11 protein-coding genes are annotated in these 24,733 nt (G+C 71.9%); 8 read left to right on the forward strand and 3 right to left on the reverse strand.

Going from position 1 to position 24,733, the window contains the following annotated elements:
* The first annotated feature begins 212 nt into the window (after positions 1-212).
* The 6 genes from AB0C73_RS03965 (at position 213) to AB0C73_RS03990 (ending at position 9,539) form a co-directional block, all read left to right on the forward strand.
* Positions 213-1,184, forward strand: coding sequence for a DNA ligase (locus tag AB0C73_RS03965; RefSeq protein ID WP_362524239.1), 972 nt, complete (start codon positions 213-215; stop codon positions 1,182-1,184).
* A 359-nt stretch (positions 1,185-1,543) separates the two neighbouring features.
* Positions 1,544-3,631 (forward strand): PBS lyase, encoded by a 2,088-nt coding sequence (locus AB0C73_RS03970; RefSeq protein ID WP_362524241.1) that lies wholly within the window; start codon positions 1,544-1,546, stop codon positions 3,629-3,631.
* 815 nt (positions 3,632-4,446) lie between these two features.
* Positions 4,447-5,217 carry a hypothetical protein gene (locus tag AB0C73_RS03975; protein ID WP_362524708.1) on the forward strand — a complete coding sequence of 257 codons (771 nt, stop codon included), beginning with the start codon at positions 4,447-4,449 and terminating at the stop codon, positions 5,215-5,217.
* Positions 5,214-6,605 carry a HAMP domain-containing sensor histidine kinase gene (locus tag AB0C73_RS03980; protein ID WP_362524243.1) on the forward strand — a complete coding sequence of 464 codons (1,392 nt, stop codon included), beginning with the start codon at positions 5,214-5,216 and terminating at the stop codon, positions 6,603-6,605. The genes AB0C73_RS03975 and AB0C73_RS03980 overlap by 4 nt, the downstream gene beginning before the upstream one ends.
* Positions 6,606-6,632: 27 nt before the next feature.
* Positions 6,633-8,033, forward strand: a complete 1,401-nt coding sequence (locus AB0C73_RS03985) for an FtsW/RodA/SpoVE family cell cycle protein (RefSeq protein ID WP_362524245.1) — start codon at positions 6,633-6,635, stop codon at positions 8,031-8,033.
* A 24-nt stretch (positions 8,034-8,057) separates the two neighbouring features.
* Positions 8,058-9,539 carry a penicillin-binding transpeptidase domain-containing protein gene (locus AB0C73_RS03990; RefSeq protein ID WP_362524247.1) on the forward strand — a complete coding sequence of 494 codons (1,482 nt, stop codon included), beginning with the start codon at positions 8,058-8,060 and terminating at the stop codon, positions 9,537-9,539.
* Between the two features lie 133 nt (positions 9,540-9,672).
* Here AB0C73_RS03990 and AB0C73_RS03995 read toward each other — a convergent pair whose 3' ends face one another.
* Both AB0C73_RS03995 and AB0C73_RS04000 read right to left on the reverse strand, forming a co-directional pair.
* Entirely contained in the window at positions 9,673-10,281 is a 609-nt protein-coding gene (locus AB0C73_RS03995) for a hypothetical protein (RefSeq protein ID WP_362524249.1), read from the reverse strand.
* On the reverse strand, positions 10,278-18,248 hold the full coding sequence (locus AB0C73_RS04000; protein ID WP_362524252.1) for a ricin-type beta-trefoil lectin domain protein: 7,971 nt from the start codon (positions 18,246-18,248) through the stop codon (positions 10,278-10,280). Before AB0C73_RS04000 ends, AB0C73_RS03995 begins: the two co-directional genes overlap by 4 nt.
* 610 nt (positions 18,249-18,858) lie before the next feature.
* Between AB0C73_RS04000 and AB0C73_RS04005 the strand changes: the two genes are divergently transcribed.
* On the forward strand, positions 18,859-22,050 hold the full coding sequence (locus AB0C73_RS04005) for a DNRLRE domain-containing protein (RefSeq protein WP_362524254.1): 3,192 nt from the start codon (positions 18,859-18,861) through the stop codon (positions 22,048-22,050).
* A gap of 81 nt (positions 22,051-22,131) precedes the next feature.
* On the opposite strand, the gene AB0C73_RS04010 is transcribed toward AB0C73_RS04005, so the two are convergent.
* A complete protein-coding gene (locus AB0C73_RS04010; RefSeq protein ID WP_362524711.1) occupies positions 22,132-23,205 on the reverse strand; it encodes a ferritin-like domain-containing protein in 1,074 nt (357 codons plus the stop codon).
* 213 nt (positions 23,206-23,418) lie between these two features.
* Between AB0C73_RS04010 and AB0C73_RS04015 the strand changes: the two genes are divergently transcribed.
* Positions 23,419-24,354 carry a diiron oxygenase gene (locus AB0C73_RS04015; protein ID WP_362524257.1) on the forward strand — a complete coding sequence of 312 codons (936 nt, stop codon included), beginning with the start codon at positions 23,419-23,421 and terminating at the stop codon, positions 24,352-24,354.
* Positions 24,355-24,733 lie beyond the last annotated feature (379 nt).

The raw sequence follows: 24,733 nt of genomic DNA on the forward strand, positions 1-24,733 counted from the left end.
CCCCGGAGGCCGAGCCCGGCTCCGCCCGGAAGCCCGACCGGGGCCCGGACACGGACACGGCCCCGGACACGGACACGGAGGCCGACGGCTCTGCCGCGGCCCCTGGCTCCGCCCCTGACGCCGACCCCAGCCCTGACCCCGCCCCAGACCCGGGTCCAGGTCCAGGTCCGGGTCCCGGACCCGACGTCGTCCTCCGGCCGCCCGTCGACGTCATGCGGCCGCGCGCCGCCGACGCGCTCCCCCGGCAGGGCGGGGTGCCCGGCGGCTACCAGTACTCCCTCAAGCTCGACGGCTTCCGCGCCCTCGCCTTCGTCCTCGACGGCGGGCAGGTCTTCCTGCAGTCCCGGGCCCGGCGCGATCTGGCGCCCGAGTTCCCCGGGATCGCGGCCTACCTGGGCGAGCGGCTGCCGCCCGGAACGGTCCTGGACGGCGAGCTCTGCGCGTACCGCGACGGGCGGCTGAGCTTCACCGACCTGCTCCGTACGCACCGGGACCGCGAGCGGGCCGGCGTCCCCGTCTCGTACATCGCCTTCGATCTGCTCGCCCTCCCCGGGCACGACCTGCGCACCCGGCCGCTGCGCGAGCGCTGGGAGCTGCTCGGCGCCGCCCTCGCCGGCATCGGGCCGCCGCTCCAGCGGGTGCTCGCGACCGAGGACGAGGCGACCGCCCGCGACTGGTTCGACGCGCTGCGCGACACCGGGGTCGAGGGGGTCGTGGCGAAGGCCTGGAACTCGGCGTACCGGCCGGGCGGCACCTGGGCCTGGCGGAAGGTACGGCACTCGGACACCGTCGACGCCGAGCTGATCGGGCTCTTCGGGCCGCCCGACCGGCCGCACGCGCTGCTCGTCCGCCTGCCCGACGGGCGCGAGCTGCGGACCACCCCCCGGCTCACCGGGCGCCAGGCCCACGAGGTCGCCGAACTGGCGGGGACCTCCACGGGCGCCCGCGCGGGACAGGCCGTGGAAGAACCTGTGGAGCATCCCGAGCACGGCACCGTACGTCCCCTGACCGCGCCCCTCCCCGTCGAGCTGCTGCTGATCTCCGGGCGCCAGGACACCGCCCGCTTCGTCCGCGTGCGGGAAGCGGAACCCTGGCCGGACCCGGACGCGGACCCGGACGCGGCCCCCGACCCCGACCCGAACCCGGCCCCCGACCCCGATCCGGACGCGGCCCCCGACCCCTAGGGCCTGTTCGAACGAGCCCCCTGGCCGATTTCCCACCCCCACCCCCCGACGGTCCGTTCCGGACAAAGTCCCCGGGCGCCCTGCGCGGAGGGCCCGGGGCGTGCTCCGGCGCACAAGTGCGCATGTCCGGCGGGCGCGGGCGGGCGCGCGAGCCGGGCGGAGGAGGGTCGCGGGGGCCTCGCGGAGGCGTCGGAAGGGCGGGGCGGGGGTTCGCCGGGGCTCCCGGCGGACCCGCGGATGGCGCAAAGCGAGCGGCCGCGCGGGCCCCGCGGGACCGCGTCCGGCGGGCAGGGCGTTGGGAAGGGTCCATTGGTGCACACTTGCTGCCTGGTACAGGGCTCACGGGGAAGGCGGCCTGCATGCTGACGGGGATCGAGGAGGTCGACTGGGCCTCGCTGAGCCATGCCTACGGCCCCGCCGACGACGTTCCGGAGCTGCTGCGGGGCCTCGCCTCCGCCGACCCCGCCGAGCGCGAGAACGCCCTGGACGGCATGTACGGGGCGGTCCACCACCAGGGCGACGTCTACGACTCCACCCTCGCCTGCATCCCCTTCCTCCTCGAACTCGTCGCGGACGCCACGGTCCAGGACCGGGGCGGCATCGTGGAGTTGCTCACCAGCATCGGCGGCATCGATCTGTGCGGCGACGAGGAGCTGGAGGAACTCGACCCGGACGACGCCGAGTTCACCCCGGCCGCGAACTACGCGATGGCCGCGGCCGCCGTCGCCGCCGGCGCCGACGTCTTCCTCGGCCTGGTCGACGACCCCGACCCCGAGGTGCGGCTCGCGGCGCCGTGCGCGCTCGCCTCGCTGCACGGCGACCCCGTCCACGTACTCGAACTGCTGCGTGAGCGGCTCACCGTGGAGCGGGACACGGAGGTACGGCTCGCGCTCGTCGCCTCGCTCGGGCGGATCGCGCTGCGCCACGAGTCGCTGCGCGCCGAGACCGTGGAGTGGCTGGACTGGCTGTCGCGGGTCGCGCAGGCGCCGGGGCTGCGGCTCGCCGCGCTCGCGCAGCTGGCCCGGGTGGCGCCCGACCGGATCCCGGACGACGTGGTGGAGCGGGTCACGGTGCTGCTCGACGAGGTACGGACGGCGCCCGCCGACCGTAACGCCGAGCCGGCCGCCCGTACCGTCGCAGCGCCCACCCTCATCGGCCAGGTCCGCGAACTCCTCGAAGAGCACTCGGCGGGCCGCCCCACCCCCTGGACCGAGGAGCTGCTCCGCACGCTCCACTGCGCCCTCGACGACCGGGTCGACGACCGCATCGCGCTCATCCTGGCCCAGCTGCGCAGCCCCGACTGGGGGCAGCGCTCGGACGCGATCTGGCTGTGCGGCGGTCTGATACGGGTGTGGCGCGGGCGGTACGACGAGGTCGTGCGGCTCGTCGGGGCGCAGCTGGGCGACCCGGAGCCGCGGCTGCGGGAGGCGGCCACGTCGTTCCTTGAGCGCCTCTTCGAGCTGGCCGCGCCGGCGGCGGACGCGCTCACCACCCGTCTGACGGCAGGTCCGCGCGGGCCTGCGGCCCCTGGCCCGCGGGCCGGCCGGGGCGGGGCGCTGCTCGCGCTCGCCCGGTCGGGCGACTCGCGGGCGATCCCGCTGCTCGCGCGTGCGCTGGAGGAGCGCGAGGTGCGGCGCGAGCTGCTGTACGCGGTGGACTCGCTCGGCCCGGCGGCCCAGCCGCTCGCCCCCGTACTGCGGCGCCGGCTCGCCGAGGTGGAGCTCGACGACCTGCTGTACGACCGGGCGGCGCCGCTGCTGTTCGCGCTGGGCTCGATACGGGGCGCGCAGGCGCTCCCGGAGGTGCTGCGCGTGCTGCGCGGAGCCCCGGCGAACCGGCGGGACTGGGTGCGCGAGGCGTGTCTGCGGACGCTCACGGCCTTCGGCCCGGTGGCGCGCGAGGCGCTGCCGGACGTCCGGCCGCTGCTCGCCTCGCCGTCGGCGGCGGTCTCGGCGATGGCGGGGCGCGCGGTGTGGTCGCTCGACGGTTCCCTGGACGAGGCCCTGGCCGCCCTCGGCCGCTGGCTGCGGCCGGGCACCTCGGGCGACGAGTGGTGCGCGGCGGCCCTGTCCCTGGGCGCGATCGGCCCGGCGGCGGCGCAGGCCGCCCCGGCGCTGCGGGCCGGGCTCGGCGCGCGGGAGCTGTGGGTACGGGTGCGGTCCGCGGCGGCCCTGTGGCGGATCACCGGCGAGGCCGCTGACACCCTGCCGGTCCTGCTCGCGGCCTGGGAGGAGAACCGGCACACCCGGGTGGCGGTGGCCGAGTGTCTGGCGGAGATGGGCCCCGCGGCGGCGGGCGCCGAGCCCGCGATCCGCGCGGAACTCTCCCGAAGATGCCGCCACAACGCCCGCGAGGACGGCGCGGGCTCCCACGACGTCCACGACGACGAGAAACTGCTGACCCTGTGCCGCGCAGCCCTTGCGCAACTGGAGCGCCGAGCGGTGTGACGCCCGGCGGGGCGTGCCGGGCGCCCCGCCAAGGGCCAGGCCCGGGCAGACGCGGTCGGCACCCGGCCAGGGGCCGGTGCGGCGCCGGGCAGGCGGGCCGGGCGGGCCGTGGGCCGGTGCGGGCAGGCCCGACAGGCGGAACGGCACCGGGCCGGCCAGTTCGACAGGCACAACCGACACCCGGCCAGGGGTCGAGGCGGCGCCGGACGGGGGCCGTAGGCCGGGGCGGGCAGACCCGACAGGCCCGGTCGGCGGCCGGGACGGCACCAGGCAGGACGGCCGGACAGGCGCAACCGGCCCCCGGCCGGGGGCCGTGGCGGGCAGGCCCGGTCCACGTCCGGGCAGTGGGCCGGCCAGGCAGGCAGGTCTGACAGGCGCGACCATCGCCCAGCCAGGGGCGCGGGCGACCCGGGCAAGTCCGCTGGCACCCGGCCAAGGGCCGGGGCGGGCCGAGGCAGGCCCGGACGGGCGCGGCCAGCGCCCCGCCACGGGGGCCATAGCGGGCAGGCCCGGTCGGCGGCCGGGACGGCACCAGGCAGGCCGGTCAGACAGGCACAACCGACACCCGGCCAAGGGCCGGGCGGGCCGGTCGGCAGGCCGGGTGCCGGGCGGACGGGCAGGCCCACAAGCGCCGGGCAGGCAGCCCGGGGGGCACAGGGCCCCCGGCGCACCGGGCCGCCTGGCTCTTCGGGTCACCCGGCCATCCCGGACCAGTGGACAAATAGGACTTCCCCGCTCATAGGGTCTATACGTCTATCGACATAAGGTCGAGAGGAAGACCTACCGTCCCGAGCAGCGAGGAGCAGCGCGTGGGAATGCGCCGTGGGCGGCCCGCCGCCGTTGCCACTGCCGTGCTGCTCACCGCTCTGGTCGCCGCGGTGCTGTCCGTCGTGCTCGCCGGGTGCGGCCGGCAGGGCGGGCTGGAGAGTGCCGGGCGGACGCCCGACGCCGTCGGGCCGCTGCGGCTGTGGCCCGATCTGCCGCCCGCGACCGATCCGCCGATCGACTACGGCGAGAACACCACCGAGCGGGTCCCCGGCATCGCGGTCCGGGACAACGACATCCGCTCGGTCGATCCGGTCGCCGTCGTCCAGGCCGAGGTGCGCGGGCACGAGCAGGCGCGCTCCGGGCAGGACGGGCTGTACGAGGAGACCGTACGGGCCGTCGAGAAGTGCGGCACCGACCGCAAGGGGTGCCCGGTGCTCGCCCCGTACTACCGCGATCTCACCGGCAACGGCCGCGACGAGCTGATCGTCGGCATCCGGATGCCGGAGCAGCAGCTCGGCGTGCGGGTCTATCTCGCCGAGAACGACCGGGTGACCCGGATCATGTCCACGGTCGACCAGGTGGTCAGCATCGAGGTGGCCGGCCGGGACCTGATCATCCGGGCGAGCTCGGCCGGGATCCCCGGGTACGAGTACCGGACCGCCTGGTCCTGGGACGAGCAGCAGCGCACGATGCTGCCGGCGCTCGACGAGATCGTCCGGGTCAAGCCGCGGGGCACCGCCACCGCCCCCGCACCGGACTTCGTGAGCCCGACGCCCTCCCCCTTCCTCCCCGCCCCGACCACCGAGGGCGGGCCGTGAGCCGCGCCGCGAGCCGGGCCCCGAAGGCGGCCACGGACACCGCCCGGCGCAGGCTGCCGCGGCAGCCCGCCTGGACCGCCACCCTCACCTGGAAGGCCGGCCTCTTCATCGCCGTGATGTGCTGCGCGCTCGCGGCGCTGCTCGGCATGCTCGTGCACGTCTCGGTGGCCGGGCACACCGTGCGGGACTCCCGCGACAGGGCGCTGACACGCCTTGACGAGGTCAGCCGGCTGTACGAGGCGGGCGAGCCGCTGCCCCGGTCCGCCGGGGTGGACCCGGCCGGGCTGCCCGCCGGACTGCGGGCGCTCGCGGTGCGGGGCGAGCGGGGCACGATGGTGGCCGAGTCCGAGGGGCGGCCGACGATGTGGGCGGCGGCTCCGGCGGACGGGCGCGCCCTGGCCGTACGCCTCGACTACACGCAGAGCGCCGCGGCCATCGACCGTCTGGACCGCTCGATCCTCGGCTCGTCCGCGCTCGCCATCGGGGCTACCCTGCTCGTCGGCGCCGTCGCCGTCACGCGGGTCACCCGGCGTCTGCACGCGACGGCGACGGTGGCGCGCCGGATCAGCGCGGGCGACCTGGACGCGCGCGTCGACGACCCCCGCACGAAGGACCCTTCGCGCCCCCTCGACGAGGTGGCCGCCGTGTCCGCGGCGCTCGACACCATGGCGTCCTCGCTCCAGCGCAAGCTGCAGACCGAGCAGCGGTTCACGGCGGACGTGGCGCACGAGCTGCGCACCCCGCTGACCGGTCTGTCCGCCGCGGCCGAGCTGCTGCCGGAGGGGCGGCCCGCGGAGCTGGTGCGCGACCGGGTGCGGACGATGCGGGCGCTCACCGAGGACCTCCTTGAGATCTCGCGGCTCGACGCGGGCACGGAGACGGTCGATCTGGCGGTGCACGACCTGGGGCCGCTGGCCGAGCGGGTGGTGCGCGCCGCCGGCACCCCCACCGAGGTGCGGGTGGTGCGGGACGCGACCGTGGAGACGGACAGGCGGCGCCTGGAGCGGGTGCTCGGCAACCTGGTCGCGAACGCGCACCGGCACGGCGCGCCGCCGGTGGTCCTGACCGTGGACGGGCCGGTGGTGACGGTCCGGGACCACGGCGCGGGCTATCCGGACTATCTGCTGGCCGCGGGCCCGCAGCGGTTCCGCACCGAGAGCGGCGGCAAGGGCCATGGGCTCGGGCTCACCATCGCGGCCGGCCAGGCGGAGGTGATCGGCGCGGAGCTGGTGTTCGCCGACGCGCCGGAGGAGGACGAGGGCGGCGGGGCGGTGGCGCGGCTGACGCTGCCGGAGTACGTACGCCTCGCGGACCCGAACACGGACTCCGGGGGTCCCGACGCCGGTTCCGGCCCGGACGCGGCACACCGTCACACAAAAGGGACATAAGGCTTACTGCTTGCTACGTTGCGGTCCATGACCGCACCGCCGCCGACGGACGCGAAGGACCTCAGGGACGCGCCCCCGCCCGGGGTCCGGATCCCGAAGCGGCGCGGGGTGGAGTTCTCGCTGCTCGTCGGCGCGGTCCTGATCTCGGTCCTCGGGTACGCGGAGGTCGGGCTCGCCCGCAACGGAGCCGTACCGCCGGACGCCGCCCGCTACGGCGCCGGCCTCGGGCTGCTCTCGCTGCTCGCGCATCTCGCCGTACGCCTGCGCGCCCCGTACGCCGATCCCCTCCTGCTGCCGATCGCGGTGCTGCTCAACGGGCTGGGCCTGGTGCTGATCTACCGGCTCGACCTGGAGACGCCGGACGACACGGCGGCGCCCACGCAGCTCGTCTGGTCGACGCTCGGCGTCGGTCTGTTCATCGTGGTCGTGGTGCTGATCCGGGACCACCGGCTGCTCCAGCGCTATGCCTATCTCTCCGTCGCCGCCGCGCTCGCGCTGATGATCCTGCCGATCTTCTTCCCCGCCGTGAACGGGGCGAAGATCTGGATCCGGATCGGCGGACTGTCCTTCCAGCCGGGCGAGTTCGCCAAGATCCTGCTCGCGGTCTTCTTCGCCGCGTATCTCGCCGCCAACCGCAACGCGCTCGCGTACACCGGGCGGAAGGTCTGGCGGCTGCAGTTCCCCACCGGCCGGGTGCTCGGCCCGATCGTGGCGATCTGGGTGCTGAGCGTCGGTGTCCTCGTCCTCGAACGGGATCTGGGCACCTCGCTGCTGTTCTTCGGCCTGTTCGTGATCATGCTGTACGTGGCGACCGGGCGCACCGGCTGGATCGCGGTCGGGCTGCTGCTCGCGGCGGCCGGCGCCTTCCTGGTCGGCTCGCTCGAACCGCATGTGCACAGCAGGGTGACGGACTGGCTGGACCCGTTCGCGTCGATCCGGGCGGGCGACGGGCCGGGGCAACTGGCGCAGTCGCTGTTCGCGTTCGCCGCGGGCGGGATGCTGGGCGCCGGCCTCGGCCTCGGGCACTCGGTGCTCATCGGCTTCGCCGCCAAGTCGGACTTCATCCTGGCGACGGTGGGCGAGGAGCTGGGCCTGGTCGGCCTGACCGCGCTCTTCCTGCTGTACGCGCTGCTCGTCGCCCGCGGCTACCGGGCGGGGCTCGCGCTGCGCGACCCGTTCGGGCGCCTTCTGGCCATCGGCCTGGCGTCGATCCTGGCGCTCCAGGTGTTCGTCATCGCGGGCGGGGTGATGGGGCTGATCCCGCTGACCGGCATGGCGATGCCGTTCCTCGCGCAGGGCGGTTCGTCGGTCGTCACCAACTGGGTGATCGTGGCCCTGCTCGTACGGGTCTCGGACTCGGCCCGGGCGCCGCGCCCGGACATGGCGGACACGGGCGTGATCGCCCCGATCACGGAGGACGCGGCGTGAGGGGCATGACGTGAAGGACTCCGCATGATCCGGTACATCCGGCGGGCCGCCGCCCTGTGCTTCCTCCTCCTGGTCGCGCTGCTCGTGAACGCGGCGCGGGTGATGGTCTTCGAGGCCGACTCGTACGACGCCAACCCGGCGAACCGGCGGATCGCGATCACCCGCTGGGGACAGCCGCGCGGCGAGATCGTGGTCGACGGGCACCCGGTGACCGGCTCGCGCGACAGCCGGCAGCAACTGCGCTGGGAACGCACGTACACCCAGGGCCCGTTGTACGCGCCGGTGACGGGCTACGCCTCGCAGACGTATGGCACGACCCTGGTCGAGAACGCCGAGGACTCCGTCCTGTCCGGCACCGACCCGAAGCTCGCCCCGCTCCCCCTGTGGAACGACATCAGCCGCGACCTCCAGCCGGGCGGCGACGTCGTCACGACCATCCGGGCGCGGATGCAGGAGGCGGCCTACCGCGGTCTCGCCGGCAAGCGGGGCGCGGTGGCGGCGATCGAGCCGTCGAGCGGCCGCATCCTGGCGCTCGTGTCCTCGCCCTCGTACGACCCGGGCGTCCTGTCCGGCACGGGCCCGGCGGTGAAGGAGGCGTGGCAACGGCTCAACACCTCCCCCGATCAGCCGATGCTGGCCCGCGCGATCCGCCAGACCTATCCGCCCGGCTCCACCTTCAAGATCGTGACCGCGGCGGCGGCCCTGGACGCGGACGTGGTCACCGACCCCGACGCCCCGACCGACACCCCCGACCCGTTCGTTCTCCCCGGCACCCGCCAGGTCCTCCCGAACGAGGCCACCGGCTGCGCGAACGCCTCGCTCGCGTACGCCATCCAGTGGTCCTGCAACACGGTGATGGCCGGCCTCGGGGTGAAGGTGGGGCTCGCGGACATGGTGGGGACGACCGGGAACTTCGGCTTCAACGACACCGGGCTGCGCATCCCGTCCTGGGTCGCGAAGTCCAACTTCGACACCGACATGTCCAAGGACCAGCTGGCCCTCTCCTCCATCGGCCAGTTCGACACCGCGGCCACCCCGCTCCAGATGGCGATGGTCGCGGCCGCCGTCGCCAACAACGGCGAGATCGCCCAGCCCCACCTGGTCGAACGCACCACCACCTCCTCCGGCACCACCGTCGACACCACCCCCCGCCGCAGCTACCGCCAGGCCATGCGCCCCTCCACCGCGACCCGCCTCCAGGACCTGATGATCCGCGCGGTGGAGGACGGCACCGGCACGAACGCGGCCATCCCCGGCGCCCGCGTCGGCGGCAAGACCGGCACCGCCCAGCACGGCCTCGGCAACACGGGCACCCCGTACGCCTGGTTCATCGCCTGGGCCCAGGCGGCGGACTCGGCCCAGCCGGCGGTCGCGGTCGCGGTGGTGGTCGAGGACGCGGAGGCGAACCGCACGGACATCAGCGGCGGCGGCAACGCGGCACCGATCGCGCGGGCGGTGATGGAGGAGGGGCTGCGCCTTGAGGCGGAGGCGCGGGGGCGGCCGTAGGTGGCCGTGGGCGGCCGTGGGCGCCCGTAGGCGGCCGTGGGCGGCCCGAAGCCGAAACGCCGGGAGCCCCGGCCGATGTCTCGGCCGGGGCTCCCGGATCCTTCTCGTGGCTGTCGAGCCAGTGACTGTCGAGCTATCGACTGTCGTGCTCGTGGCTGTCGAGCTCGTGGCTGTCGAGCTCGTGGCTGTCCAGCCAGCGGCGTGCCGCCACGCTCAGCGGCGGATCGTCCGGATCGCCCATGTCGTCCATGGAGCCGTCCGTCAGCCCCTCGGCCCAGCGGCGGAGGACCTGCGAACGGTGCGGCGCCTTCAGCACCGAGGTGCTGATCGCGTGCTCCCACGTCGTGGCGAAGCACAGCACGTTCCCGTCGAGCGACAGCATGCGGAACTCGGGGCGGTAGGGGGCGCTGCCGAGCAGCCCGTCAGCGCCCTTGCCCATGATGTCCCACTCGCTCATCAGCTCGACGCAGTGCCACCGCGCGAGGCGGTCCTGGCCGGGGTGGAGGGCGATCAGGAACCTGCGGTCGGTCTCGGAGAAGAGTCCTCCTTCGACCGCCAGCCGGTACCAGTCGGCGTTCGCCTTCTCGCGCAGCTGCGGATCGAGGAAGTCCACCATCGCCTCGACGCGCCCGTCCTCGAACGGGACGCTCGGCGCCTGGCCGGTGACGGTGGGCGGAACGAGCCCGTCGGGCGCGGTCCACTCCTCCACGATGCGCAGCCCCGCTGCGGCCGGCGTCGTCATCGTGGTGACCCACCTCCATGGCTGGAGTACCAACCGGATGGTGGCTGGTTCCACCTGCCGGGCAGCCGCCCGGCGTACCCGTACTCGAACACCTGATTGTAGTTGTGGCCGAGGACGTACCCGACGACACCGTCCGAGCGGACGAGGATGCGGGTCAGGCCGCCGTTGACACCGGTGTAGACCGTCGCGTCGTACCACGGGTTGTTGGTGTTGTAGCCGGTGATGTGGCCGTTGGCGTTCGTCCGGCGGGCGTCGTACCAGTCGAGGCCGTTGTTGTTGACCCGCTGGGTGATCCGGCCGTCCTCGACACGGTTCACGGTCTCGTGGACCTCGCGCGGGATCTGCGACCAGTCGGCCGCGTTCTGGTCCTGACGCTTCTTGGTCTCCGAGGGCGAGTACGGGTCACGCTCCGGCGGCCCGTCCCCGCCGCTCGGGCAGGACTCGTTGTGGTTGAGGACCGCGGTGCCCGCAGCCATCACGTAGTACGTGTGGATCTCGGAGACCGTCAGGTTGTGGACGGTCGCCGCCTGGGCGGTCCAGCTCCGGATCGCGCTGATCTGGACCCGGGTGCCGGCGCTGGTCCGGAGCCACTGGCCGGACTCCAGGTCGGTGGCCCTGACCCACTTGCGCAGCGCGGGCACCCAGAACGGGTGGCCGTCGGTCGCGGTGATCCGAGCGGTCTTCGAGCCGGCCTTGCCGTCGGTGTCGACGGTGATCTCGACCAGGTGCTTGAGGCCCTGGCCCTTGATCTCGGCGGTGACCGTCTCGACGCGGGTCTGCCCGGTCTTCGGGTCGGTCGCGAGGACCTTGTCGCCGGTCCTCACCTTCTCGATCGGCTTGGTGGAGCCGTCGGCCATCAGCACCCTGGTGCCGGGCGCGAAGCTGTTGCACCCGGACTTGCCGGAGCCACCGCTGCCGCTGGATCCGCCGTGGCTGCGCGAGGAACCGCCGGAGCTGCCTCCGGGCTTGCCTCCGCCGCCCTTGCCTCCGCCGCCGTGGCCTCCCGCGGCCTGGGACGAGGACTTCGGCGCGGCCTTGGACTGGGCCTGCTTGTGGACCGGGTTACCGGTCTTCTTCTTGGCGGCCGCCGCCGCCTCGGCCTTGCGCCTGGCGGCCTCGGCCGCCTTCTTCCTGGCTCTTTGCGCCGCCTCTCTCTTGGCCTTCTCGATGGCGAGTTTCTTGGCTCTCAAGGCCGCCGTCTCGGCTGCCTTGGCGGCCTTCAGGACCGCTTCCGCCGCCCGCTTGGCCGCCTTGAACGCCTTGATGGCGTCGATGGTGCGGTTGACCGCCTTGATGACGGCCGGGATCTTGCCGAGCTTCGCCCACGGGATCGCGTCGATGATGATGCTCGCGCAGGACCACATGTCACCGCCGAAGCAGGCCATGGCGTCGTTGATGCCGATGAAGTCCTTCAGCGTCTCCCACGCGACCGCGAGGATCACGGAGGTGAGGGACTTGCCCTGCATCGCCTGCGCCTGGGCCACCTGCGCCGCCGACAGTCCGGCGCCCGCGAGGGCCGCGGCCCGCTCGGAGGCGTTCAGGGTGATCGCCTCACCCGACGGGTCCGCGTAGGTGGCCGGGTTGTTGTGGGCGTAGACGTATCCGTTGGCCTGCAGCGGGTCGTTCAGATCCATCTGCGGGTCGGCGGACATGAAGCGTCCCACGACCGGGTCGTACAGACGGGCGCCCAGCAGCGTGTAGCCGGAGGAGTCGTCCCGGGTCTTGTCGAGGAACCCGGTGTGCGCCTGCATGTTGACGCCGGCCGTGTCGGCACCGCGCTGGTTGCCGAACGGGTCCTGCTTCCGGATCCGCACCGCCATCGTGCCGCTCATGGCGACCTCGGCGTAGGTGGAACCCTGGTGGTCGCTGGTCAGGGCGACCAGCTGGTCGGAGCCCGTGCCGTACGCGTAGCGCATGACCGCACCACCGGGGGTGGTGTAGGTGCGCTGGGTGCTCACCAGGACGCCGCCCTGCTGGACGGTGACCTCGGTGTCGCCCAGGTACAGCGTGGCCGTCTTGCCCTTGACGGTCATCAGACGCTCGCCGCCGGGGCCGTAGATGTGACGGGTGTCGTTCTGCGGCGCCCACAGCTGGGCGGCCGAGGCGGCGTCACAGGTGGCCAGGACGATCGGCGTGGCGTTCGCCGAGTTGGCGCTCTGGACCGCCAGGCACAGGTTCGACGACAGGTGCGTGAGCTGGCCCGCGGCGTTGCGCTTCAGCTCCTGCGCGGCGGTACCGCTGCACCTCTGCAGCTGGACCGCGGAGCCGACCGCGTTGGCCGCCGGCTGGAGGCACCAGTCGTCGTAGACCGACAGGGCGCCCCGGTCGGGGTCGGTCTGTGACCCGCCCGCGGGACGGGGGGTGGGCGTGAACTTCCAGTTCTGGGCGACGGAGCCGTTGCAGCTGTAGAGCTGGATGGGCTGCGCGGCCGCCGCCAGACCGGACTTGAGGTCGAGGCACTTGTCGGCCAGGCCCACGTACGGGGTCTGGCCGCCGCTGCCGGCGCCGGTGATCCGGTCGACCTTGCCGTCCGGCGTCCACAGCAGCGACTGCTTGTCGCCGTTGTCGATCGACGTGACGGACTTCGTCTGGCCCGTCAGCTCGTACAGCCGCTCGGCCTCGGCCTTGACCTGCGCACCCGCGGGGGTGGTGTAGGTCTTGGAGACCTTGGTGAGGGTGTGCGGCTGGGAGCCGTCCGTCTTGCCGTAGGTGTAGTCGGTCGTGGCGTCCTTGCCGGCGTTGCCCGACAGGTCCTTCTCGACCAGCTTCTTCCGGTTGCCGAGCAGGTCGTACTCGTACTGGTGCCAGTAACCGGAGTCGTCCGTGCCGGCGGTGACGTTCAGGGTGCCGTCGGTGTTCTTCGGAGCGGTGCAGGCGGACTGGTCCTTGGAGGTCCAGGCCTCCTTCAGCTGGCCCAGCGGGTCATACGTGAAGCACTGACGCTCCTCGATCCCGGTGGCCTCCTCACGGATGCCCGTGACGTTGCCGGAGGGGTCGTAGGTGTACGACCGGTTCGAGACCAGGTTGCCCCCGACCAGACCGCCGCCGGTCTGCTCGCGGTAGACCATCTGGTTCTGCAGCTCGCCGGTGGACTCGTCGTACGAGTTCTGCGCCCACACGCGGTACGGCAGCGCGCCCAGGGTCGAGCGCATGACCTGGCCGTACGGCGAGTAGACCGTCTCCGAGCCGTACCAGTCCTTGCCCGAGATCGAGACCGGGTTGCCGTCCTTGTCGTAACGGATGACCAGCTTCTCGGAGTCGAACTTGCCGGCCTTCGGAAGAGTCGCCTCGTCCAGCATGCCGTTGTCGGAGTACTTGTAGTCGTACTGGTAGTCCGCCGGCAGACCCCACGCGGCGGCCACGGTGGACGGCAGCGACAGGGTCGTCGAGGTCGGCTGGTAGTCGCTCGTGTAGCCGTTGACCTTCTGGGTGTACGCCAGGGTGTCGGTGTAGCGGGTGGCGGAGGCGGGCATGCCCTTGCCGCCGGGGACGGTGTCGTACGCGAACGAGGCGAGCAGCGTGCCCGTGGAGCCGCCGATGCGCTGCTCCTTGGGCCGGGACAGCTCGTCGTAGCCGTTCCAGAGCGTGACGTTGCGCGCGTCGGTCGTGGTCAGGACGCGGTCACGGTTGTCGTACGTGGTCCGCGTGGTGCCCGTGTCCGGGTCGGTCGCCGTCTCCATCCGGCCACGCTTGTCGTACGTCCACGACCACGGGTGGGTCGGGTCGGCCGAGCTCGTCGCCTTCACCAGCTGACCGCGGTCGTCGTACTCGTAGCGCGTCGACGTGAAGCCGTTGGTGACCGGGTTGATGGTGTCCGTGCGGACGGTGCGGCCCAGCGCGTCGGTGAACACCCGGTAGGAGGAGTCCCCCTGCGGGTGGATCACCTTCGACCAGTCGGTGCCGTACTCGTAGCGGGTCGCCTTCTCCGGGACCTCCTGGGAGATGGCCTCGGTCGTGCCCGGGAGCTTGACCTTGAGGACCGGCATCTCGGTGAGCACGCGGCCGAGGCCGTCGTACGTGTACCGGGTGATGTTCGGGACCGTGGTGTCGGCGAGCGGCGTGAACAGCTCACCGCTCGGCTCGGCCTCGTTCAGGTAGGCGTTGTTGGTCTGGTAGACCTCGCCGGCCTTGTTGTACAGCGTGTCGGTGATCAGACGGCCGCCGCCGTCCGCCTCCTCCTGCTCCTGGCGCTCACGGCCCAGGCCGTCGTAGATGGTGACGGACTTCTCGACCCGGTCCTCGTAGCCGCGCGCGTACGTGGTGACGTACGGAGGCTTGCGGACCTTGCCGCCGTTGGGGTCGTTCGGGTCGGTCTCCTCCGCCGGGATCACGTACTCGGCGCGGAAGTCCGGCACGCCCGAACCCGGGGTGCGGCCCGGGGACCACGCCTCCGCCAGCCGGCCCAGCGGGTCGTAGACCGCGGTGCTGACATGGCCGTTGGCGTCGGTCGTCTTCAGCGTGACCGCGCGGCCCGGCTCCAGCTCCTGGACCTGGGTGTGGCCCAGCGGGTTGGTCTCGGTGACCTTGAACGCCTGACCCGTGGGCGGGTCGAAGGCGAGCGTGGACGCCTTGCCGTCCGGGTCCGTCTGCCTGATGACGCGGCCGATGGCGTCGAAGGCCACCGTGCCGCCGCTCAGCCAGCCGGTGCCGGTGCCGTTCAGCGACCAGGTCTCGGTGGCCAGACCGCGGCTGGTGTCGGCGATGGCGGTGCCGTACGCCGTGTTGTCGTACGTGGTACGGGAGCCGCCGCTCAGCGAGGTGAGGTCGGTCCAGTCGGCCGACGCGCACTTCGTCGGCGAGACGAGGACCTGCTTCGTCAGACCGATGAGGTTCTTGGTCGGGTTGTGCAGGTACTCGAGCTTGGTGCAGCTGTCGTCGTCGGGCTTGGTGGGATCGGCGTCGCCGAGGGACTCGACGAGGGTCGGCAGACCGTAGGTCGGGTCGTAGGTCGTACTCGACTTGACCGTCCGCAGCGTGCGGGTGTCGTCACCCGTGCCCGAGGACTTCGTGTACGCGATCTCCTCCGGCTCCGTCACCCGCCACGCCTTCAGCGGGGTCAGGCCGTCGCCGCGGTCGCGGCTGGCCAGTTCGGTCGCCTGCGGGACGGTGAAGCTGCGGGTCAGCCACGCGGTGTCGGCGTCCGCCGCGTCGGAGTAGGACAGCTCCTCCGCGATGCGGCCGGCGAAGGCGTCACGGTCGTACACGGGCTGCCCGTTGTACGTGATCGGGTCGCCGTTGATGTCCTTCATGGGGACGGTGTCGCCCATGCCGCGGTAGAAGCGGGTGACGGCCTTGGTCTTCGGACCGTCGACGCCGGGGACCTCCTCGGCGGGGGCGGTGCCCTCGCCGCTGTCGGCCGCGGCCTTCCGCTCGCCCGTGGTGACCGTGGTCTGCTCGAAGCCCGCGAACTGCGAGTACGTCCGGGTGGACTTCTTCGTGAACTCGGCCTCGGCCAGCTTCCAGCCGGCGTTCTTGTAGTCGTACGCGGTCAGCGTCGAGAACGAGCCGTCGACGTTCGGCAGCTCCTCGATCGAGTCGACCACGTACTTGTTGAACCAGTCGATGTCCTCGATCTCGGAGTCCGGGTGCCAGAACGAGGGGTAGCAGAGGCGGGTGTTGGCCTTCAGCGCCGCGGTGTCCGTCTTGCCCGGCAGGTTCGTGCCGGCGAGGCAGTCACCCGTGCGGTCCTTGTAGGTGACGACCGTCTCGCCGCCGTACTCGTTGACGACGCGGGCGATGCGCAGGCGCGAGAAGCCGGGACGCGGGTCGGTCAGGCCGCTGCCGCCGCGGTAGACGCGGTTGGGCATGTCGTCGGCGTTCGACTCGAACCGCACCGGGTTCAGGGTCACGGAGGCGTCGGTGGAGCCCATGCGGGCGTAGCCGGTGCGCTGGACCGACTCCAGCCACAGCGCCGTGTTGGCGCCCGTCTTCAGGACCGGGAAGCTCTGCTTGAGCTGGTACTCGTCGACGACCTGGCGCGCGGTGGTGTCGGTACGGCGCTGCGCGGAGGTGGTGATCTTGTCCAGGCGCTTGGTGGTCCAGAACGTCGGGCCGGCGTTCCAGCACTTCCGCGTGTACGTCGAGGTGACCGCCTGGCAGCGCAGGTCGGCGGGGGTGTCGTACCAGATGCGGTACTTGCCCGGGTCGGTCGACGTGAAGTTGGCGTCCGTACAGGTCAGCGCGCCCTCGTCGTAGCAGCGCTCGGCCACGGTGAAGCCGATGCGGGCCGGGGCGGTCGCGGAGAAGATCGAGTCGCTGCGCTGGCCGTAGTAGATGTGCGACAGGTAGCCGCCGCGGTCGTACTTGACCGGACCCTTGAAGTAGAAGTTCTTCGCGTAGTAGTTCTGCTCCTTCTTCCACCACAGGGACATGGCGTTGCCGTGGATGTCCTCGACGTAGTCGAGGTTCCACTGCCAGCCCTGGGTGCAGAAGGACTTCTTCCAGTCGTCGGTGGTCGGGCCCGCGTAGCAGGGCTCGCCCGCGTGGTTGCCGTAGACCGGGACCGTGAGGACGGAGTCGGTGGTCGGGTCGTCGGCGTCGGTGCCGTGGTCCGACCAGCCGGGGAGCTTGTTCAGACCGAAGTGGTACCTCGTGCCGTCCTTGGTGGTGACGACCCAGTACTCGCCGTTACGGGCACCGCTGCCGGTGGCCTGGCCGGTGACCTGCTCGACCTTCGAGCCGTCGCCGTTGGCCGTGAACCACTTGTTCTGGGTGTCGTCCCACACCAGCTCGGTGGTCATGCCGCCGAGGGACAGGGTGGCGTTGTTCGAGCCCCAGCACAGGTCCGCCGTCCGGTGGTCCTTGTTGTTGGCGCCGTCCTTCTTGGAGTCCTGGCGGCAGTTGACGTACGTCCGGCTGATCGAGCCCGGGTTGTAGTCCCAGCCGTCACCGATCCACGAAGCCTGGTTGTTCGTCGCCGAGGTGCGGCCGTCGACCGACTGCGAGTTGTACGACAGGTTCACCTTCGGCATCAGGCCGCCGGCGGTCTCCGGGGTCTGCACCTGGTACGCGTAGGTGAACGCGCCGTTCGACGAGCCGGCCGCCCAGGAGCCCGAGGACAGCAGGGGCGAGGCGGTGTAGTCGCCCGCCGCCGAGGAGCCGGTGTCCATGGCGCCGACGACCTGGCGGCCGGAGGCGTCCACGACCTGGCGGCCGTCCGTCGACGGGAAGGAGGCCTTGTGCACCGACGCGCCGGAGGCCTTCGACGACGTGCTCGTGTCCGGGAGCAGGCTGGCGACCGGGACCGTACCCGACAGGATCTGGCGGGTCGCGGACTTCCTGGTCTTCGCCGAGGCCGCCTTCAGCCCGGCCTTGGCCGCCGGCACCTCCTTGACGGTGCTGCGCAGCCGCTCGGCCTGCAGGTCCGGCTCGTCCTGGCCCGACATGGGCTCGACGCCCGTGTCCGGGGCGCAGTCACCGGTGTCCGGGGAGTCCAGGACACAGCTCGGCAGCAGCACCAGGCCGAAACGCTCGGCGGCCAGCTGGCCGTAGCGGTCCTTGAAGCCGGTCGTGTCGACGTCGAGGAGCACCTGCGCGGCCGGGTCCGCGGTCGCCGGAGGCACGACCTCCATGACCATGCCCGGCACGCCCGAATCCTCGGACGTCGTCGTCGACTTGATCGCGACCTGCCAGTCACCGGCGATCGTCGCCGGGTCCTGGCCCACCGGCACACCCACACCGACCGGCAGGAGGGTCGAGGTCGACGAGTTGACGACCTGGACCGTCGTGCCCGGTGTCGCCGTCGACGGGTCCGCCTGGCCGGCGTCCGCCGCCCAGGGGTCCACCGCCACCGGGGTGTACGCGGTGACCGGCTGCTCCGGCGCCGTGCTCAGCGTCTTCGGAGCCTCGGCGTTGTCGTCCAGCGTGGTGCTGGGCGGGATGTCGGGGAGGTCGACCTGGGAGGTCGTCTCCTCGCGGGACATCCCGTCGCCGGGGACGGCCAGGGCCTCGGAACCCAGGCTGGTCACCGTCAATGTCGATGACAACAATAGGACGATCGCCGTGCGGCTTCGCCGACGGCGCCGTCGTTGTGACTCTGTCATGGCTGGGCGGTTCCGCCCCAGCCATGACAGTGGACCTGAAGCACGCATACGCGTCGACTCCCACCCAGACGAACAAGACAACGGATGAGGTGCGGAAACACCAAAGAGCACGCGCCCGGATCAGGCGCGTGCGTGCGCACTCTCTGTCATGTCCGGCACAGACTTCAAGATCGCCAGGAAGGCCCTGAAGAGGGTTCAGGTGATCTGCGTCACACGGCGAAACGGAGTAGATCGTTCCACTGACGACCTTTCAGGTCCTTGGGCGATAGAAGGCCGAACACGATCATCACGACCCCCGAATCCCCCCGAACCGGACCCAGTTGGTTTCGCGTCGAATCAGTTCCGCGTTTGCATAACGAATTCACAACTTCGCTCCTCGTGGACGGGGCGCTTCACGTGTGTGATCGTGTGCGCGCCTTCTGCCCCGCGGCCTGCCGACCGGGGCCGCCTGTGCTGTCCTCAATCCGCTTGGTCCCCACGGGAGTAGACCGCCGTGACCGCGCCGCCCCGATATCCCCGATATCTCAGCCCATTCGTGCGCACGCGCACACGGCTGAGCATCACTCTCGGCCTCGTCCTGGCCGCACTCACCGCCGCGCTCCTGCCCTGGTGGCAGCCGAGCGCGGCCCCGACCGCCCACGGCGGCACGTCCGCCACCGACGCCCGGCAGACGTCGACCGGTCCGCTCGACGAGGCCGCCGCGCTGGCCGAGGCCAGGCGGACGGGCAAGAAGGTGCTCGTCGACTCGGCGACCACCCAGACCCAGCTCGTCTGGGCGATGCCCAACGGCAGGCTGCGCACCCAGATCGACGCCCTGCCCCAGCGCGCCAAGAACGCCCAGGGCCGCTGGGCGCCGATCGACACGACGCTGCGCCGGGCGAAGAACGCCGGCCCGCTCGGCATCCGCCCGGTGAACGCCGCCCTTCCGATCCGGTTCGCCGGCGGCACCGGGGCCGGGCGCGCCGACCGCACCCACACCCGTCTGCCGCTGGCCGGGGGTGCGGGTACGGGTGCAGGTGCGGAGCAGGAGACCCTGCTCGCCGAGGTCGACCTCGGCGGCCACACCCTCGCCTACACCTGGCCGGGCGTGCTGCCCGAGCCGGTCCTCGACGGCCCGCGCGCCCTCTACCCCGAGGTCCTCCCGGGTGTCGACCTGCTGCTCGTGGCGCGGGAGGAGGGCGGTTTCGGCCAGCTCCTGATCGTGAAGAACCGCGAGGCCGCGCAGAACAAGGACCTCGCGACCGTCACGTACGGCGTGCGCTCCAGGACCGCCGTCTTCCGCCAGGACACCAGGGCCAACCTGATCCGTGTCCTGGACAGGGCGGGCCAGGAGGTCGGCTCCATCCCGACCCCGTTCGCCTGGGACTCCTCCGGCCGCGACTCCGACGCGCCGGACGTCGCGCCGCGTACCGCCGTCGCCACCCCGGCCGACGTGCTCAGGCTGTCGGGCCTGACCGGCATCGAGCCGGGCGCGAAGTCCGCGCAGCTGCCGGTGGCGCTCGACGGTGACGGCACCGGCGACGTCCGCGTCGGTCTGAAGGTCGCCGAGACCGGTCTGCTGACGCGCGAGGACACGGCGTACCCGGTCTTCGTCGACCCGCCGCTCAACTCCGCCTGGCTGGCCTGGACCGTGGCGTACAAGAAGTACCCGAACTCCAGCTTCTGGAACGGTACGAACTTCTCCTCGGGCACCTCCGACGCCCGCGTCGGCTACGAGAGCGACACCGGCGGTCTGGCCCGCTCCTTCTGGCGGATGAACTTCTCCTCCAGCTACAAGGGCGCGCAGTTCAGCTGGGCCACCTTCAAGGTGAAGAACAACCACTCGTGGTCCTGCACCGACCGTCAGATGGAGTTCTGGCTGACCGGTGGCATCTCCTCGGGCACGACGTGGAACGCGCAGCCGAGCTGGTCGCGGGTCCTGCAGAAGAAGTCCTTCGCCCACGGCTGGTCGAGCTCCTGCCCCGACGAGTACGAGTCCTTCACCGTGACCTCCGCCGCCCAGGAGGCGGCGGACAAGGGCTGGTCGAACATCACCTTCGGCATGCGTGCCACCAGTGAGAGCGACACGCAGACCTGGCGCAAGTTCGCCGCCACCGGCGCGACCCTCACGGGCGAGTTCAACCGCGCGCCGAACCAGCCGACCTCCGGCACCTCCTCCCCGGGCGGCGCCTGTGTGGCCGGCCCGACGAACAGCGCGCTGATCGGCCGTACGACGATCACCCTGAAGGCCAAGGGCTACGACGCCGACGGCAACCTGTCCAAGCTGCGCTTCCGGTTCTGGAAGTCCACGGACACCACCAAGAAGGAGATCCTGGCCACGCCGGACTCCACCGGCTACGCCAGCGCCGTCATCCCGTCGAGCGACGCACTGCTCACCGGCATCACCACCAACACCCTCTACAAGTGGGACGTGCGGTCCGAGGACTCCACGTACCCGGACACGGGCTCCACCTCGACCTTCTTCCCGGACGGCACCGAGCCCTGCCAGCTCACCGTCGACCCGACCGCCCCGCCGCAGCCGGACATCACCAGCACGGTGTTCACCGAGGCCACGGACGACGGCAAGACGTGGGCGAAGGTGAAGTTCGGCGAGAGCGGTGACCTCACCTTCACCGCCGCCGGTGCGTCGAGGTTCCGGTACGCCTTCGAGGGCCAGGGCTACGTCGACACGCCGACGCCGGTCAACGGCAAGGTCACCCTCACCGGTGTCGCCCCGCCGCACGCGGGCCCGGTCACGGTCAACGTCTACGCCTACGACTCCAACGGCAACCAGAGCATCCGCGGGGACTACAAGTTCTACCTGCAGCCGCGCGACACCGCCGACGGCCCGATGGACACGGGCGGCGACGACATCCCCGACCTGCTCGTCCTCTACGCGGACGGCAGGCTGAAGAACTGCGTCGGCGCCCCCGCCGACCCGGCCGTCCCCGGCACCGGCGGTGAGCTCTACAACTGCCTGGCGGGGTCCTACGTCACCGCCGGCAAGAAGATCGATCCGCCGAACCACTGGATCGACACGGCCGGCACGCCCTCGCTGATCGCGCACTACGACGACGCCTACCCGGGCGACGGGTCGACCGACCTGTTCGCCGTCACCCCGGACAAGCAGTTCTGGCTCTACCCGGGCGACGGCTACGGCACCTTCAACGTGGACCAGCGCATCAGGATCCGGCTGCCCGCCAACGCCCCCGCGCCGTCCACGTGGACGGCGATGAAGGCGATCGGCGACGTCACGGGTGACAAGCACCCGGACCTCGCCCTGCGCGCCGGCACCGCGTTCTGGGTCCTGTCCGGCTACTCGGGAGCCACCTTCCAGACCGCCACGCTCATGGAGGGCACCGCCTGGGCCCGCCGCGACATCGTCAACATCGCGGACATGAACAAAGACGGGACGCCCGACCTGCTCTGGCGCAACCTGGACAACGGCAACATGTACGTCCGGCACGGCAAGCCCGGCACCGTCTCCGGCAGCGTCGACCTGGAGTCGATCAAGCTGGCGGCGAACGCGGTCGACGGCGACGTGGCCTTCGGCACCGGCTGGACCGAGACCAACATCTCGGCCGCTATCGGCATCCCCGACGTCAACAAGGACGGGATCCCGGACATCTGGGCCCGCGACGGCGCCACCGGCACCATGAAGCTGTACTACCCGTCCACCACCAACACCAACTCCCCCGTCAAGACGGTCCTGTCCACCGACTGGACCACCGTCAAGGCGTTCGGCTGATCCCCGCCGCCCGCTGAGAGAGCGAGCCCCGGTCACCTGCCTCCTGGCAGGCGGCCGGGGCTCGCCCCTTTCCCGCACCTGTCACGCGGACTCCCCCGACTCCCCCTCCGCGATGGCCTCCGCCACCTCCGCGACCCGCTGGGCCTCCTCCGCGGCGAAGCGCTCGCGGTCCAGGGCCTCCGCGATCTCCTCGTCCTGGGTCATCAGGAGGTCGAGGTTGGAGTCGCCGAGCTCGAAGACGCCCAGGTCGAGATAGGCCCGCTGGAGCCGCGGGCCCCACAGGCCGATGTCCTTGACACAGGGCACGATCCGGCTGAAGAGCAGTTTGCGGAAGAGGTGCAGGAACTCGTTCTGCTCGCTGAGCTCCTGGGCCTCCTTCCGCGCGATGCCGAAGTTCTCCAGGACCTCGACCCCGCTCAGCCGGTCCCGCATCAGGTAGCAGCCCTCGATCACGAACTCCTCGCGCTCGCGCAGTTCGGCGTCGGTGAGCTGCTTGTAGTAGTCGCGCAGCGCCATCCGGCCGAAGGCCACGTGCCGGGCCTCGTCCTGCATCACGTACGCCAGGATCTGCTTGGGCAGCGGCTTGGGCGTGGTGTCCCGGATCAGCCCGAAGGCGGCGAGCGCGAGGCCCTCGATGAGCACCTGCATGCCGAGGTAGGGCATGTCCCAGCGGGAGTCGCGCAGGGTGTCGCCGAGCAGGCTCTGCAGGTCGTCGTTGATCGGGTAGAGCATCCCGATCTTCTCGTGCAGGAAGCGCCCGTAGATCTCGGCGTGCCGGGCCTCGTCCATGGTCTGGGTGGCCGAGTAGAACTTGGCGTCGAGATCGGGCACGGACTCCACGATCCGGGCGGCGCAGATCATCGCGCCCTGCTCGCCGTGCAGGAACTGGCTGAACTGCCAGGAGGTGTAGTGCCGGCGCAGCTCGGCCTTGTCCTTGTCGGTCAGCTTGGGCCAGTACGTGGAGCCGTAGAGCACCGTCATCTCGTCGGGGGTGCCCAGCGGGTCGTACGGATCGACCTCCAGGTCCCAGTCGATGCGCCGGGCACCGTCCCACTGCTTGTCCTTGCCCTTCTGGTAGAGGGCGAGGAGGCGGTCGCGTCCCCCGTCGTACTCCCAGGTGAAGCGGGCCGCGCCGGAGGCCTCGACGGGCCAGATCGGCGGCTCGGGAGGCTGCCCGGGGACGTGGCCGGGAGTCCGGCCGGGGGTCTGGCCGGGGGTCTGCCCAGGGGGCTGGACGTACAGGTCCTGCGTCGACACTGACGGCTCCTTCCGGCGGTTTTCCACAGGCTCACACGTTGGTAGACGCAGGGTCAACAAGTCGTGCGCAAGGGATTGACCACGTTACTGACGGGGAGTCTCATAAGTGTCATGCCCCGTCTCACCGAGCCCGACTTCAGCCTCCTCCGGGACGCCCTGGGTCCGCTGCGCGACCGCGAGCAGGTCGCCGAGCGGCTCCTCGAGTCCTCGCTCAAGCACTCCTTCGACCCCGAGACCGAGCTCGACTGGGACGCGCCCTTCGAGGACGGCAAGTGGTTCTGGCCGCCCGAGCTCGTCTCGCTCTACGGCACCCCGCTGTGGCGCCGGATGTCCGAGGAGCAGCGGATCGACCTGTCGCGGCACGAGGCCGCATCGCTCGCCTCGCTCGGCATCTGGTTCGAGGTCATCCTCATGCAGCTGCTCGTCCGGCACATCTACGACAAGCCGCTGACCAGCAGTCATGTCCGTTACGCGCTCACCGAGATCGCCGACGAGTGCCGGCACTCGATGATGTTCGCCCGGCTGATCCGGCGCGGCGGCGCCCTCGAGTACCCGGTGCCGCGGATCTACCACAACCTCGGCCGCGTCCTGAAGACCGTCTCCACCACCCCCGGCTCCTTCGCCGCGACCCTGCTCGGCGAGGAGATCCTCGACTGGATGCAGCGCCTGACCTTCCCGGACGAACGGGTACAGCCGCTGGTGCGCGGGGTCACCCGCATCCACGTGGTCGAGGAGGCCCGGCACGTCCGCTACGCGCGCGAGGAACTGCGCCGCCAGATGATCACCGCGCCGCGCTGGGAGCAGGAGTTCACCCGCCTCAGCTGCGGCGAGGCCGCCCGCGTCTTCTCCACCTGCTTCATCAACCCGTCGGTGTACGACCACGTGGGCCTCGACCGCCGCGAGGCGCTGTCCCAGGTGAAGGCGAGCACCCACCGCCGCGAGGTGATGCAGTCGGCCGCGAAGCGCCTGACGGACTTCCTGGACGAGATCGGCGTCCTACGGGGCGCGGGACGACGCCTGTGGCAGTCGTCGGGCCTGCTGCCCTGAGGGCGGTGCGAGCCGGCCGAAGCCGGGGCGGTGCCGCGTCGTCACCTCCGTGTGGGCATTCGTCCCGCAGGGGCGGGACGGGTGGGCACACGGGACGGCGCCCGCCCACCCCCGCACGGTCCTCCCCCCACGGGGCGGTGCCCCGTCGTCACCTCCGTGTGGGCCTGCGCGCTGCATGGGCTGCGGCCCGTCGCCACCCCCCGTGTGGGCATTCGTCCCGCAGGGCGGGACGGGTGGGCACACGGGACGGCGCCCATGCGGGCGCGTTCCGCACCTGTGCCTGGACCCGCACCACCAGCGCGGCGCCCAACCGGTGAACGTCCAGGCACAGGGAGCCTAGGCCCGGCAAGGGGCGCCGTCCGTTGTGCCCACCCGTTCC

The organism is Streptomyces sp. NPDC048623 (assembly GCF_040650755.1).
Taxonomy (GTDB): Bacteria; Actinomycetota; Actinomycetes; order Streptomycetales; family Streptomycetaceae; genus Streptomyces.